Genomic DNA, 14,639 nt, shown 5'->3' with positions numbered 1-14,639 from the left:
CTCCTCATTGCGTCCGACGCTTGAGGATCATTCATGAATACCTATAACACTAACGGTCGCGCGCCCGCGCAGTCCGGTGAATCCGTCGTAATCCCGTCTCTTATCCTGCGACGCCCGCGCATGGCATCTCTCACACTGAGTGGCGCAGCGCTGAGTGGCCTCATGCTGCTGGCACCTGCTGCCCTGGCGGCTGAAACGTCTTCCGATACATTGGAAACCGTTCAGGTCACCGCCAATCGCATTCCCCAACTGCAAAATGATGTCCTGGCCAGCACTGAAGTCATCACGCGTGACGAGATCAACCGCCTGCAGGCAAGCTCGCTGGTCGATCTGCTGCAGTCGCGCAACGGCATCGAGATCGTACGCAATGGGCCTCTGGGTGGCACCACCAGCATCTTCATGCGCGGCACCAAGTCAGGCCACAGTCTGATCCTGGTCAACGGTCAGCGCATCGCCGGGGATGGCACCACCTATCTGCAACTGCTGCCCTTGAGCGGTATCGAGCGCGTCGAGATCGTGCGTGGCCCACGCGCCAGCGTCTATGGCTCCGATGCCATCGGTGGCGTGATTAACCTGATCACCCGACGCGGCAGCGAAGATGGCCAGCACGCCGAGATCTCGCTGCGCGCCGGCAGCAACGGCACCTTCAAGCAGAATGCCCAGTTCTCTTCCATCGAGGACGACACGCGAATCTCCGCCAACATCCATCATGATGAATCGGATGGCTATTCGGCGCAGTCTGACAACAATGAAGATGATGGCTACGAGGCCACCGGTGCAGAACTGCAGTTGGGGCATGACTTCGGCAAACGCGCCACACTGGAGGTCGGCGTCAGCAATACCGAGACCGACTTCGACTACGATGGCTGCGGAGATATAGACGAGGATTGCACCGGCAGCGGCCAGCAGACCGTCCTCAACGGCAGCCTGCTGACGCACCTCGATCCTGATTGGGACATGACCATCACTGCCGCTCATACCCGCGCCACTTACGATATTTATGATTACGACTACCACTTCGCTAGTAATCGCAATGAAGCAGGCCTGCGCCATGACTTCTTCACTGATATGGGTACTGTCAGTCTAGGCGCCGATTACCGCGAAGAATCTCTGGATGTCGACGGGTATGTCGAAGATAGCCGCTATGTCCTGGGCTATTACGCCCAGTGGCAGGCCAGAGTCGATCGCCATCAGCTGTCTGCCGCCATCCGTCGTGACGATGACAATCGCTTTGGCGATGAAACCACCGGCAGCGCCAGTTATGGCTTCTCGCTGACGGATGACCAGCAGATCGGTGTCAGCTATGCCACTGCCTTCAAGGCACCGAACCTGATTGACCTTTACTATCCCGGCTACAGTAACCCGGATCTGGATGCCGAGACCTCAGCGACCACCGAGCTGTTCTGGCGTCTCGACAAGCAGCGCTGGAATGTCGGTATAAATGTCTTCCAGACTGACATCGATGACCTGATAGTTTCTGAAGGTGAATACCCCAACGCTAGCCTTTACAACGTCGATGAAGCTCGTATCCGTGGCCTGGAACTTTCCAGTGGCTGGCAGGGTGATGCACTCAACGTCAAGGCCTCCGCCACCTGGCAGGACCCGATCGACAAGTCGGACGGCAGTCAGCTGGTGCGCCGCGCCAAGCGCTTCGCGCGCCTGGATGTCGATTACGCCGTCAATGACTGGAACTTCGGTACCACACTGCGTGGCTCCAGTGAGCGTTACGACAGCGATGGTACCCGCCTGGGGGGCTATGCCCTCGTCGGTCTACGCTCCAGCTGGCAGGTGATGCCGAGCGTGCAGCTGAGCGCCAAACTGGATAACCTGTTTGACCGCGACTATGAATTGGCCAATGGCTACGATGTGGAAGGTCGTTACGTGGAAGGTGGCGTCACGTTCTTCTTCTGATGAGGGTCTTCTTCTGAGGGTCTTTCTCTGACATCAGGCACTGCGCCGACCCATGGGTCGGCGCAGTGCCTTGAATCACGAACCATCGACACGCGATGAAGACGCACTGATCGTCCAGACGAGGAAAGCAGCATGACTGACCGGAACACTCGCCATAAAACGGCAATGGAAAAGCTCAAGACACACGTCGATGACAAGGTGGCACAGGCCAATGAAGAGCGTGGTCAGTTATTGGTCTTCACCGGCAACGGCAAGGGCAAGACGACGGCAGCCTGGGGCACCATCACTCGTGCATTGGGCTATGGCTACAAGGTTGGCGTCATCCAGTTCATCAAGGGGCTGTGGGAATGCGGAGAGCGTGAGCGCCTTGCCGAGGATGCCAACCTCGAAGTCCACGCCATGACCACCGGCTTCACCTGGGACACCCAGAATCGGGACGCTGATACTGCCGCCTGCCAGGCGGTCTGGCAGGAAGCCAAGCGCATGATGGCCGACGAGAACGTCTATCTGGTGGTATTGGATGAGCTGACGTATATGGTCAAGTTCGGCTATCTATCGCTCGAAGAGGTGATGACCGCGCTGGAAAATCGCCCCGAGGAGCAGACCGTCATCATCACCGGGCGCAATGCCAACCGCGAGCTCGTCGCCTGCGCCGATACCGTCACCGAGATGACCGAGATTCGTCACGGCTTCAATCACGGCCTCAAGGCCCGCCGTGGGATCGACTTCTGATCAACGTGAGTCAGCACGCACCTTCGCGATGGCAGCGCAGACCTCTGCCATCGCCTCAATGCTGCGCGGTCCCGGACGACTGATCAGATCAGGATCAAGCCCCGCCAAGGCGACCGAGGCCAGCGAACCACTCCGTGCCCGCCACTCTTCCTCCCAACGCTGACGTGGCGCGCCAGCGACAACAGGATGCAAAATCAAGTGTGGCTGCGCCAACCACAATGCCTCACGACGAATTTGCGGCACCAGTGTCGGTGCATCTGCCAGCAGCGGCTCGCCGCCGCAACGACGAATCAACTCATTGACCAGATGCCCGCCCGCCAATGTCGTCATTGGGCTGTCACCGAGCATGAAGAAGACCGGCAGTGGCTCGCCTCCTGCTGCACGCGAGTGTCCCTCGAGTTGATCGATACGTGTCGCGAGTGCAGCCACTCGCTTGTCCGCCTCTGCCTGGGTCCCCATCAGTTGTCCTAGACGCGTGATATTGGACAGCACATCCGCTAGGGTCCTTGGCTCGCTGATGAAGACAACAAGGCCAAGCGCCGACAGCCGTGCCCGCATCTCTGCCGACAAGCCACTGCCCCACGCCACGATCAACGAGGGCTTCGCCGCCAGCACCGCTTCCAGATCAGGCCCTTGATAACTGGCCACACGGGGGAGCTGAGCGATCGAAAGCGGATAGTCACTGCCCTGACTGACGCCGACCAATGAAGACAACCCGCCCGCAGCAGCCACCAGCTCAACGGCGTGCGGTGCTAACGTGACCACTCGCTGTGCAGCGTATGGCAGCGTGATGCGCTTACCGCTGTCATCGATAGCCGTCACCGCCGATGCGGCCAGCACTGGAAGAGCAGCACCAAGGCTGATCAACAGGCAGGCCATACCCAGTACTAGACGTCTGAAACTCGCGACAGGCGAGCATGGGGAGACTCCGGTTTCCATATGGGGCTTGTTCAATGAGTACTTCCTCCATGGCTTGTATCTACAATAACTGTCTGCTCATCATTGCCTTGAGGGTCACCTCTCCGTGAACATGGCTTCATGTGATACTCAGCGCATCCCATCGCTTCCTACTTGATGTCACGCCCTGTCATACCAGCCCTCTCCCGATCTCTGCCTCGTGCACCCAAGGAGCTTCCATGTTGACTATCTTCCCCATCAAGCCTTCCGTCGTTCGCTCTGCGCATACCAGCCGCAAAGCACTGGTGCTAAGCCTGGGCATGACATTGACAGCCCTCAGTGCGCTGGGGACGGCTCAGGCCGATCAGACTCCATCGCCTGCACTGGTAAATGTCAGTGCCAGTGCCAGTGTTGAAGCGGCACCTGACAAGGCCAGTATCGAAGCACGTCTGTGGGAAAAGACGCCTGCTCGCAAAGTGGATGACAAGGCGCCAGACAGCAAGGTACAAGGTGAAGCCGCCCGCCAGGCGCGCGAAACACTAGAGACACGGATGGCAACCTTGATCAAGGCACTTGAGAAGGCAGGTATCGATAGCAGGCAGATCAGTGCCGGCAGCCTGAACCTGCGTCCTGAGCTGTATTATCAGCGTAACGATAACGACCAGGATCCACAGCAGTGGCAGCGCACTCACCTCGAACGCCCGATCAGTATTTCACTGGGGGATCTCAATCAGGTTCCAGAAGTGATTGATCTACTATTGGGGGCGGGTGTGAATCAGCTCGCTGGCGTGCAGTACCAGCTCAGTGATCGTGATGCACTGGAAGACAAGGTACTCAAGGAAGCGCTCCTGAACGCACGTCATAAAGCCGAACTGATGGCTGAAACGCTGGGAGCTACGCTAGGCGCAGTCCAGTCAATCAACGAATCTTCCAACAATCCGCGCCCGCAGATGATGGCCATGCGTACTGACATGGCAGAAGCCAAAAGCAGTGGCAGCGAATATCGTCCCGGCGAGCTGAGCCTGGAAAGCAACGTACAGGTCAGCTGGGCACTGAAGTCCACTGACTAAGCTTGTTCGGCGAGTACATGCACTTGCGACTTGCGACTTGCACCTGATCATCTTCGCGCAATACCTGCCACACAAAACGCCAGCCGCTAATGACGCGGCTGGCGTTTTCATTTCAAGCCCATACCACTTTGATCTGTACTATTCCGAGTGGCTCGGCAACTCAATGCCAGTAGTGCAATTCCAGCAACTCAATGCTCACATCAAACCACGCAACTCTTTCTCAATAGCAGACAGCGCCATCATCGGCGCGTCGGCCTGAGTGACAGGACGCCCGATCACCAGGTGCGTGCTGCCAGCCGCCATCGCTTCGCTCGGTGTCATGGTACGACGCTGATCACCCGCCTGAGCAAAGCTCGGACGCATCCCTGGCGTTACCTTGAGGAAGTCGGAACCGCAAAGCGTCTTGAGACTCGATGTTTCGCGTGCCGAGCACACGACACCGTGCATCCCGCTTTGTTGAGCCAGCATCGCCAGACGCTCAACCTGTTCGAGGGGCGTCACGTCCAATCCGATGTCTGCCAAGTCCTGCTGCTCCATGCTGGTCAGAACTGTCACGGCGATCAGCTGCGTCTTCAGATTCCGTGCAGTCAATGCCTTGGCGGCGGCTTCCATCATTCGCGCACCGCCCGACGCATGCACATTGGTCATCCACACACCATGCTCAGCCGCCGCCAGCACGGCTTGAGCGGTCGTATTGGGAATGTCATGAAACTTGAGATCGAGAAAGATCTCAAAGCCACGCTGGTGCAGCGCCGTGAGGATATCTGGTCCGACACGTGTGAACAGTTCCTTGCCGACCTTGACGCGACAACGCGCCGGATCGAGTTGGTCTGCCATGGCCATCGCCGAAGCGAGGTCAGGGTAATCAAGGGCGATGATCAGGGGGGAATTCGTGACAGGCATCCAGGCTCCGAGCGTTGAGACAAGGCGCAATGACAGAGGGTCATGGGCTAGGGGCAGCATTATAGCGTCCGCCCCTTCGTCTGTATGCCTACAGAAAGATGAAACGAATCAGCTCGCTATCCTCACTAGCGCTTTTCTACGTTGATGACAGAAAAGCGTGAAAGCGTGAGCAATCGTTTAATTCTAAATAACCAAAAATATAACCACTGGACCACAGTAATTCTCGCACTGGGCGACAGGTGGTCAGCCCCGGCATTCTACCTCCAAGGCCACCACATCATGACCAAAGGATACGATCATGAAAACTGTTCTAGGAACACTTGTCGTAGCAGGCCTGATGGCGTTCTCTTCACTCAGCCAGGCGGCAGAGCTGAACATCAATACGGCAAATCTTGAGCAGCTTACCCAGCTCAAGGGGATAGGCGACAAGAAGGCCGCGGCTATCGTGGCCTGGAGGGAAGCCAATGGGCCTTTCACTTCGGTCGAGCAACTCGCGGATGTCAAAGGTATCAGCACCAATACGCTGCAGCGGATGGATACCACTCTGACGCTGGGCAATGCGACCAAGACTTCATCAACCAAAGCACCATCTGCCAAGGCATCAACTGCTGCTGTCACACCACCCAAGGTCACGAGCAAGACACAAGGCCAGAAAACGGCGCCTCCTGAATCTCTCACCAAGGTAGTGGCCAACGAGAGCTGATAGCGGCATCGATACCAATGGAAGCGTCAAAATATGAGGGCCACAGTTAACGCTGTGGCTTCTTGCCAGGGAGCTTCCGTCTCAACCTGAGGCCGTAGCACAAAAAAAGCCGACCCGAAGGCCGGCCAGCGGGGTTTCCCCCTCCCCTGACGATAAGACTGACACCTGCATGTCAGACTCTGGCAGATAGGCCATCCTTGGCCTGCCTCTTCCCCAAGAGGTATCCTGCAATGCCAATCTCTGCCTGCGATTGACACCTTTCTACTCCTTGACGCCGTTCCTGATGACAACAGGATATCGCGACTTCTGAACAAGAAAGATGACCTGCATCAAGCCATGTCATGCAGCGCCTCGACCACGCACATCATCATGATCCATATCAATTTTTGCTGATATTGATGCTATGCCGAGATAGACGATATGCCGATATTACAAAAGAAGGCGCACCGACAATTGTCGAGAGCGCCTTCTTTTTGTGTCGTCATCCAGTGGCGTGACACGCCATTTTACCCCTGCATATCAGGTACCAGGCCGGCAACCACAACATATCTGAAGTAGCAGCCCCTCAACGGCGAACTTTCTTGTCTTCGATCTCGGTATGACTGACATCGAGGCCCAGCGGGTGTCCTGCTGACAACTCAGCACGCGTGGCATCTCGAATATCGAGTATCTCGACATCCCAATCCAGCGCCTGCCCCGCCAATGGATGGTTGGCATCAACCTTGACCTGCCGCTCTCCTATCTCGAGTACCGTTACAGAACGCTGCCCCTCGGGCGTACGCGCTTGAAAACGCATGCCGACGCCAATCTCGCCAGGGCCGAAGGCATCGCGCCCGAAATACTGAACGAGCGCTTCATCACGCTCACCGAAACCCTCAGCGGCCGTGAGAGAGACAATGCGCTTATCACCAACATCACACCCTTCCAGCGCGCTTTCCAGCGCCGCGAGAATATTGTCATGACCATGCAGGTAATCCATCGGCTCACGGTCGAGAGAGCTGTCTAGCGTGGCACCATCAGCAGTGCGCAGGATGTAATGCAGGCTGACTACCTGCTGCGGAGAAATCGGCATGGGGACTCCACTCACGTCTTCGGGTTCAGAATAACAAGATTTGGGACAGCTTCAGCGCTCAGTGCGACGCAGCTGGCGACTCGACAACTCGATTCGCTGTTGCTGATTGAGCAAATTGAGCAGCACGATGACACGCTCGTCACCCTTGCTGACCTCAAAGACACCGCTCAGTGATGTCAGCGGTCCATCAATGATCTCGACTTGCTCGCCCGCACGAAAATACACGTTTTCCGCCGGCTGGTCCTTGCGACACTCGCCACTGGCCATGAGCGCATCAACCAGCGCCGTGGGGACTGCCGTTGGTGTCGTCCCAAAGCTGACGAGCTTGAGTACACCGCGTGTCGAACGAATCGGACGCCAGTTGTCGTCGACCTGATCCAGGCGAATGAACAGGTAGTAAGGGAAGAGTGGTTCCTCAACCCAACGCAGCTTGCTACCGCGTTTCTTCTCCACCTCAAGCAGAGGATGGAAAACATGAAAGCCCTGATTTTTCAGGTTTTCGGCAGCGCGAAAGGATTCCCCGCCCTTGCACTGGATAAGGTACCAGCGCGCCTTGGCAGCATCCTGGGCTTCACTCATGATGACCTCTTGTTACCTGCCTGCCCCGTGAATACATCCTCGGTACCAGCTTGCTCATCTGCTGTCATGCAGGACAATACATGGCTCTTGCAGACAGGCAGTGCGACAATCCGGCAACTGAAGGCACACGCGATCACTTCATCGAAACATCGCGGGTGGCATGTGCGGTCACACTCTCGGCAAGGACAGGCAAGGCTTTGACTTCAAAGGATTTACGCTTACTCGTTGGTCGTCATGGTATCACGTTCCTGATGGGCTTCGCTTCTGGCCTGCCGCTACTGCTGACTGGTAGCGTACTCCAGGCTTGGATGACCGATGCCGGCGTGGCACTGGATGCGGTTGGCCTGCTAGCGCTGGTCGGACTCCCCTATACACTCAAATTCCTGTGGGCTCCGCTGCTGGACCGCATCATGCCGCCTATCCTTGGGCGACGGCGTGGCTGGCTGATGATCGCTCAGCTAGCGCTGACAGCGCTGATTGCGCTGCTCGCGCTGCAAGATCCGCACATGGCACCACTGACCATGGGTGCCATCGCACTAGCGGTCAGCTTCTTCAGTGCCACCCAGGATATCGTGATCGACGCCTACCGTCGTGAGCACCTGCCGGATCATGAACTAGGTCTAGGCTCCAGCTTCTATGTCTACGGCTACCGAATCGGCATGCTGCTAGCCTCGGCGGGCGGCCTGGTGCTGGCGGACCTGATCGGCTTCCGCATCACCTACCTGATCATGGCTGGCGCGCTCGGTGCCTGCATGCTGGTCACTCTGCTCGCCCCTGAGCCCAAGGCCCATGCAGCACCGCGCGCCCACCACTTGCATGAAATCCTGTGGGACCCCATCCGCCACTTCATGAAGCGCGATGGTGCCATCTGGCTGTTACTGTTCATCTTGCTCTACAAGCTTGGCGACTCCGTTGCGGGCAACCTGACCACGCCTTTCTACAAGGATATCGGCTTCACCAATGCCCAGATCGGTACCACCGTAAAGTTGTTCGGCCTATGGCCATTACTGGCAGGCACCTTCTTTGGCGGTCTGATGATCATGCGCATCGGTATCTACCGGGCGCTATGGTGGTTCGGGCTATTGCAGATGATCTCGACCGCAGGCTTCGTGTGGCTTCACCATGTCGGAGACTCCCTCCCCTGGCTTGCAGGTGTAGTAGCGTTCGAGAATCTGGCAGCTGGCATGGGCAGTGCCGCCTTCATCGCCTTCATGGGCGCCCTGACCGACAAGCGCTTTACCGCGGGTCAGTACGCCATGCTGTCCTCAATCATGGGCTTGCCAAGAGTGGTGATCGCTGCGCCTTCCGGCTACCTTGCCGAGGCAGCTGGCTGGGACAGTTTCTTCTGGATCTGTACCCTTGCCGCCATCCCGGGCCTACTGCTGCTGCTACGCTTCCGTCACTGGGGGGCAATGCTGGCGACGCCACATAAGGCATCTACCGTCTCGGCAGAGTGACTTAGTCAATGAGTCACTGGGGGTATGGCGAGCGTGGGGACTCTTCGGGAGGGTTATCCAGGTTCATCCCACTCTCCCAAAAGGTAAGTCAGAACGAGTCAACGCTATTCAGGACGGGGCAGATTCAATACTAAGGCCCTCGCCATAAAAAACCCCGCAACGCCGAAGCGTTGCGGGGTTTTTTCGTCTTCTACAAAGCATCACTCGTCACCGTGAAGCATCAACGTCCTGTCGATGCTTGGCGAGCCATTCAAGGGCACCATCACTGCGTTTCCACTGATCGCGCATCAGCGTGCGATATTGCCAGGCTTCACCACGTGAACCTGGTTCTGGCGCATCCACTACCAGACTCACCGGGCGCGGGTTTTCAGCCAACAGCAGATTGATCAGATGGGCATTGGCCTCACGTACGATGATCAGTGCCTCTTGCGCATCAGCAAGACGTTCAAGGCGATAGAGCGCCAGCACTTTCCCCATCAGGATACCCAGCAGCGGCATCTCTTCGTCGGCAGTGCGTCGCTCGAGATCATGCTCCGCCAGCATGATGGCTTCATCATTGCGTCCTTCGCGCAGCAGCTGATCGAGCACCAGCTCTCGCAGCCCGAGACTGTCTTCTTCATCGAGCTTGAGCAGACGCTCCGCCAGCTGACGCGAACGTTCACGCTCGCCACGCTCCATGCCAATGACCAGTCCCAGACCACAGCGCAGCAGCTGGGCATTGTCGCCATCTTCCCAGCGCAGCAGGCCACCGGCCTCTTCAATCTGGTCAAGCCAGTAGCCGAAGCGCACCGCCAGTGGCACGAAGAAGGCATCAGACATCCACGGCAAGCTACCGAAACGACTGGCCAGCGCCAGAATCACGCCTTGGCAGACGGCGGGAGTATCCAACCATTCCGGGCAGGCGCACAGCTGCTGAAGCCAGTCATTGGGGTCCTGGGTTTCCCACGGGTCGATATCGAGCGCCAATGCCGCCTCTTCTTCGATACGTGCCGGGAATACCGCTTCCCACAAGCCCAGTGTCACGGCCTGCTCGGCATTCTGACCGAACACCAGGCTGCCATCTTCCTGTGTGTCCAATGCCAGGCGCGGTGGACGTGTCAGTACTTCGAACAACGCCTGCAACGAGGCCAGTGAGTCCGACAGTGACTCATCGGAATTGACCATCTGCTCAGCTAGCGTCGCGCGAGGGTTCTCGGCCAGGTCAGCCAGAAACTCCAGCTGCCCGGGTTCGATATCCTTTTGCTTGGAGAGACGTCGCCACCAGAAGCGAGCGCGATCCTGCGCTTCTTCCGGCTGGCCTTCGTGCAGCAACAACATGGCTTCGATATAGGCCAGCGTCGGCGAATCCGGCAGCGTCTGTTGGGCGCGAATGAAGGCTGCCCGCGCTGAGCCAAGATCATCACTGTCGAGGTGCAGCAGGCACTGATGCTCCAGCGCGACACCACGCAGGAAAGCAGGCCCACGTTCGAGCACCTCATCCAGCAGCAGCGCTTTCTTGCGCGTGAAGCCACGCTCCTGGTAAAGGTCCAGCAGCAATTCGAAGCCAGGCTCAGCCTGCTCAGGAAGGCGCGACCAGTCACTGGTATCGAATAGCGACTCCATGATCTGCTGAGCGCGACCACGACTACCCGCTTCGGCGCTGATCAATCCCGCTTCAAGCAGTGCTTGCGCCGGTGCCAGAGCGGAAGCCAGCGCCGCCTTGAGTTGCTCACCCTTGAACTCGCGCAGCGACAGCATCCACATCAGATGATCCGGAATTGGCGGTAACTGAGCCTTGTCGCAGCATTGCTTGTACTTGCGACCGGAGTCACACCAGCAAGGCTCATTACGATTCGGTGGCGCCAGCGACTCGCACGCAAAATTCAGGCGCACCAGTGGTGTCTGACTCCAAAGCACCGGCGCCAGCGCGACGGCGAGTGCTTCATCACCACCGACGTAATTCAGACCTTCGGCATGCGCCCACTGCATGAAGGCAGGAAAAGTTTCATCTGCGCGGATGGCTTCCAGCGCACCACTGGCGTAACTCAAGAGCCGTTCGACCCACTCAGCAAGCATGGCATCTCCAAAAAATACGTTTCACAGGACTAAAGGCACAACGCCCATCAGGGCCCTGCGAATCAGGAGGCGAAGTCTATCATGACAGCTTCTCCCCCTCATCTGCCGACAAGCGAGTGCTTACGCCGTGAGACTCGATTCAATCGAGTATCCGCCAGCCTTCAAGCGCTCGGCCAGACAGGCGATATGTGCCGGCCCGACTTCGCAACAGCCGCCGACGATACTGATACCAGCAGTCACCCAGCCAAGCGCCAACGCTGCATATTGCTCTGGCCCCAGGTCCTGGCGGGCCTTGAGCTCACTGACAGTCCCGCCTGGCTGCAAGGCTGCAACGGAGGTGAAACCGTTGGCGTAGGCGCCCACCGGCAGCGTGCTGGTCAGTAGTGTCGGCACACTTTCCCCGATGGCTTCCGGCGCACTGCAATTGAGCAAGATGGCCGATACGCCCAAGGATTCCAGCAGCGTGACGGCGTCCGCCAGCGGCTCGCCGCTGCGCAGCGTAGACGATTGGTCATCCTTGACGGTCAACGCGACCCATACCGGCAGCTCGCTTTCCAGCGCAGCCGTGGCAGCCGCACGGGCTTCATCACACGAAGACATCGCCTCGCAGAGCACTATATCGACGTGTGGCGCCTGAAGCGCCACCAGGGTCCGGTAACTTTCCAGCGATACCTCATACCCCGGTGCAACATCCGGTCGATACGTCGCTACCAGCGGCGGTAGACACGCTGCCACCTTGATGCCTGTCTCACCGCTCAGTGCAATCGCGTCACGCGCTGCCTTGGCTGCTGCTGTGTGAACTGTCTCGATGAGTTCGCCCGCACCCGCCAGCCCAAGGCGCTGCGGCGTGGCAGTATAGGTATTGAGCGTGATGACACGCGCACCCGCACGAATGAAATCAAGGTGCAGATCACGCACCAGCTCGGGCTGGTCCAACATCATCTGGGTCGACCACAATGGCGTCGGTGTCCGTCCGCTGCGCCTGATCAGCTCCTGGCCCATTCCGCCATCCAGCAACACGACCGTTCCAGACCTTGTGACGGTTTCCGCTCCAACCTCAGCGCCTTCTACACGTTCCACACAACCTCCTGAGATTTTTGATGACCAAGGGATACCAATGACTTGTCAGCACTGGCCTTGCGGCCAGTCAAGGGACAGAATTCTAGCATGCGCAATACCCCTTCGGCCCGCAGTTCACTGGAGCAAAAAGGTCGGCCAATGCTACTGTTAGCATCGTCTTTCGTCTGACAACCTTATCGGCGCTATCATTGATCACCGTACGACAGTCACGAAACACTCCATTGACCTCCCTCCCCGTATGTCCTGTCTGAATCAAGGAACCTTGCCTTGCTGTTGCCGAGTCCTTTTCGCCCCCGTATCAACACCGCCAATGATGCGCCACAAGTGCGTCTTGAGCGCGAGGGCCGCGACGAGATTCGCCGCATCACTCAGGCGGTAGAGCGCGTACCGTGGTCCGTCAGCCTGACGCAGATTCTATGGACGGCAGGCCCCGTGACGCTGCTGGGTGCCTGGGGTGGCTATTTGCTCGGATATGGCAAAGAACCCACCTTCGAGAACTACATCTTCTTCATCTCCTACACCGTGATCACAGGTGTCGCGGGGATTATCGCCAACATCGCGCACAACCTGACCAGCTCACGTCGCTATGACCGCACCGAGGCCAAGATCGAGCGCGTGATCGACACGGTGCCGGAGCTGATCCTCGCCACGCGCAACCTGATCGTCGAGAGCCTTGAGGGTGATGCACGCCGTCGTGAGGCAGCTGCCATGCTGCTGCGCAAACAGGACCTTGCACCAGAAGGCGTTGAGCTGGCGGCACTGGAGTTACTGGATGACCGCGATGCCGCCCGCATCATCAGTCAGATTGACGTGTATCGTCGTATCGGTCTGCATGCGCGTATCCGCGATATCAACAGCCTGAACCGTGAATGGCTTGATCCGCAGTTCAATGAACTATCAGAGCTGGCACCAGAAGCGATCGGCTTGCTGCGTGAGCGCTTTGAAGGCCGTGCACCGGATCTGCACAAGGGCGTACCACGCGACGAGAACTTCATCGAGCGAGTGCTGGCGGCCATCGAGCAGGACAACGATCTGCTGATGACGCTGCAGGATGTGGAAGAGATGTTGATTCTGGCCTTCGAGCTGATCAGCGGTCGCAAGATTCCGCTACTCAACTTTGAATATCGCGGTCGCTGGAAACTGGCCCGGACGCTGGATAACCTCGAGCATGCCCGCTCTCGCTACCGCATTCGTCAGGCCACAGGGCTATCACGCCTCAAGGCACTGACCATCTATCTGGCTGAGTCCGGCACGCTGGTAGAAGATGCCGCTTCGGGCCTGCGTGCCGAAGTACTGCTACAACGCTCGACTCAAGCCATGGATGCACTCGCCGAGCAAGTGACCCATCTGGCCATCGCCGTGGGCGAAGGCGACCGCGAGCACCGCACCGTATTGCGCGCTCGTGCCGACATCCTCACCAACGCCATCCGCCTGTACAAGACGGTGACCAACGCCTATGACCAGGTAGGACGCAGCCACGCCGTCTTCCTCAAGATGTCCAAGCGCTGGGAGAACATCACCTCGCAGATGTCAGACAGTGCCACTCGCCTGAGAGTCGGCCCCGGTCGTCGCGGTTTGCGTATTCAGGAAAAGACCATCGCACTGGACGACGAGGCCAAGGCCGAGGTTTGCAAGCACATAGCGGACCACCTGGAAGAGAGCCGTATCAAGCGCGTCGACAGCGAAATCGCCTATCAGGCCCGCGAGACGGTACTGCGCGTGGGCGTCGACAAGGCCAAGGCGATGGCCATCGAGATAGCATTGGCGCTTGAACCGCACATACATCTGTCGCGTCCCGCGGTACAGCGCGCCATCAATGGCTCCAACGCTGCCTACTTCGGTCAGCTGGAACCCAATCAGTCGGCCGCCGCCAAGGCGGCACTGGGCAGCGCCATGGTGCGTGAAATCGATGATGATCTATCGCGCACTGCCGAGTCACTGGCCATTGCACTCGTGCGCCACTATCGCGTCGAACTGGAGCCACGCGCGATCGAATTCCTGCGTGATACCTTCGGTGCTCGCGAAGCGACCCTCAACATGCTCAGCAACTACCAGCCGGCTGACCACCACCCGATCAGCTACCTGTCCAATCGCCCGCCGATGATCCAGACCGCCAATCGCGACTGGTATCGCGCGCTTGTTCTGGCGCGTCGCGTCCTCGACGACGATTGATCCCCGCA

12 protein-coding genes are annotated in these 14,639 nt (G+C 58.3%); 6 read left to right on the top strand and 6 right to left on the bottom strand.

Going from position 1 to position 14,639, the window contains the following annotated elements; all coding sequences use genetic code 11:
• Window positions 1-33 precede the first annotated feature (33 nt).
• Both GQR90_RS03835 and cobO read left to right on the top strand, forming a co-directional pair.
• Window positions 34-1,911, top strand: a complete 1,878-nt coding sequence (locus GQR90_RS03835; protein ID WP_158772955.1) for a TonB-dependent receptor domain-containing protein — start codon at window positions 34-36, stop codon at window positions 1,909-1,911.
• 132 nt (window positions 1,912-2,043) lie between these two features.
• Window positions 2,044-2,643: a cob(I)yrinic acid a,c-diamide adenosyltransferase gene (cobO, locus tag GQR90_RS03830; RefSeq protein WP_158772954.1), complete on the top strand. Its 600-nt coding sequence runs from the start codon at window positions 2,044-2,046 to the stop codon at window positions 2,641-2,643.
• Here cobO and GQR90_RS03825 read toward each other — a convergent pair whose 3' ends face one another.
• The gene (locus GQR90_RS03825; RefSeq protein ID WP_158772953.1) at window positions 2,644-3,597 is read right to left on the bottom strand and encodes an ABC transporter substrate-binding protein; all 954 of its coding nucleotides are present in this window, start codon (window positions 3,595-3,597) and stop codon (window positions 2,644-2,646) included. It lies immediately after the preceding gene.
• A gap of 182 nt (window positions 3,598-3,779) precedes the next feature.
• Here GQR90_RS03825 and GQR90_RS03820 point away from each other — a divergent pair, with 182 nt between their 5' ends.
• Window positions 3,780-4,610, top strand: coding sequence for an SIMPL domain-containing protein (locus GQR90_RS03820; protein ID WP_158772952.1), 831 nt, complete (start codon window positions 3,780-3,782; stop codon window positions 4,608-4,610).
• Window positions 4,611-4,805: 195 nt separating this feature from the next.
• On the opposite strand, the gene pyrF is transcribed toward GQR90_RS03820, so the two are convergent.
• Window positions 4,806-5,513, bottom strand: coding sequence for an orotidine-5'-phosphate decarboxylase (gene pyrF / locus GQR90_RS03815; RefSeq protein WP_158772951.1), 708 nt, complete (start codon window positions 5,511-5,513; stop codon window positions 4,806-4,808).
• 298 nt (window positions 5,514-5,811) lie between these two features.
• Between pyrF and GQR90_RS03810 the strand changes: the two genes are divergently transcribed.
• Complete coding sequence (locus GQR90_RS03810; protein ID WP_158772950.1) at window positions 5,812-6,216, top strand: ComEA family DNA-binding protein; 405 nt, start codon at window positions 5,812-5,814, stop codon at window positions 6,214-6,216.
• Between the two features lie 565 nt (window positions 6,217-6,781).
• Here GQR90_RS03810 and GQR90_RS03805 read toward each other — a convergent pair.
• Window positions 6,782-7,288, bottom strand: coding sequence for an FKBP-type peptidyl-prolyl cis-trans isomerase (locus tag GQR90_RS03805; RefSeq protein ID WP_158772949.1), 507 nt, complete (start codon window positions 7,286-7,288; stop codon window positions 6,782-6,784).
• Between the two features lie 51 nt (window positions 7,289-7,339).
• The gene (gene rfaH / locus GQR90_RS03800; RefSeq protein WP_158772948.1) at window positions 7,340-7,867 is read right to left on the bottom strand and encodes a transcription/translation regulatory transformer protein RfaH; all 528 of its coding nucleotides are present in this window, start codon (window positions 7,865-7,867) and stop codon (window positions 7,340-7,342) included.
• A gap of 80 nt (window positions 7,868-7,947) precedes the next feature.
• Between rfaH and GQR90_RS03795 the strand changes: the two genes are divergently transcribed.
• On the top strand, window positions 7,948-9,324 hold the full coding sequence (locus GQR90_RS03795; RefSeq protein WP_233266420.1) for an AmpG family muropeptide MFS transporter: 1,377 nt from the start codon (window positions 7,948-7,950) through the stop codon (window positions 9,322-9,324).
• A gap of 207 nt (window positions 9,325-9,531) precedes the next feature.
• On the opposite strand, the gene GQR90_RS03790 is transcribed toward GQR90_RS03795, so the two are convergent.
• Window positions 9,532-11,379: a YecA family protein gene (locus tag GQR90_RS03790; protein WP_158772947.1), complete on the bottom strand. Its 1,848-nt coding sequence runs from the start codon at window positions 11,377-11,379 to the stop codon at window positions 9,532-9,534.
• A 120-nt stretch (window positions 11,380-11,499) separates the two neighbouring features.
• On the bottom strand, window positions 11,500-12,459 hold the full coding sequence (locus GQR90_RS03785) for a homocysteine S-methyltransferase family protein (protein WP_233266419.1): 960 nt from the start codon (window positions 12,457-12,459) through the stop codon (window positions 11,500-11,502).
• Window positions 12,460-12,726: 267 nt separating this feature from the next.
• Between GQR90_RS03785 and GQR90_RS03780 the strand changes: the two genes are divergently transcribed.
• Window positions 12,727-14,631, top strand: a complete 1,905-nt coding sequence (locus GQR90_RS03780; protein ID WP_158772946.1) for a hypothetical protein — start codon at window positions 12,727-12,729, stop codon at window positions 14,629-14,631.
• Window positions 14,632-14,639 lie beyond the last annotated feature (8 nt).

It is taken from the genome of Cobetia sp. L2A1 (assembly GCF_009796845.1).
GTDB lineage: Bacteria > Pseudomonadota > Gammaproteobacteria > Pseudomonadales > Halomonadaceae > Cobetia.
Note: the sequence above shows the minus strand (reverse complement) of the source record. Positions and strands in the feature narration are given on the sequence as shown.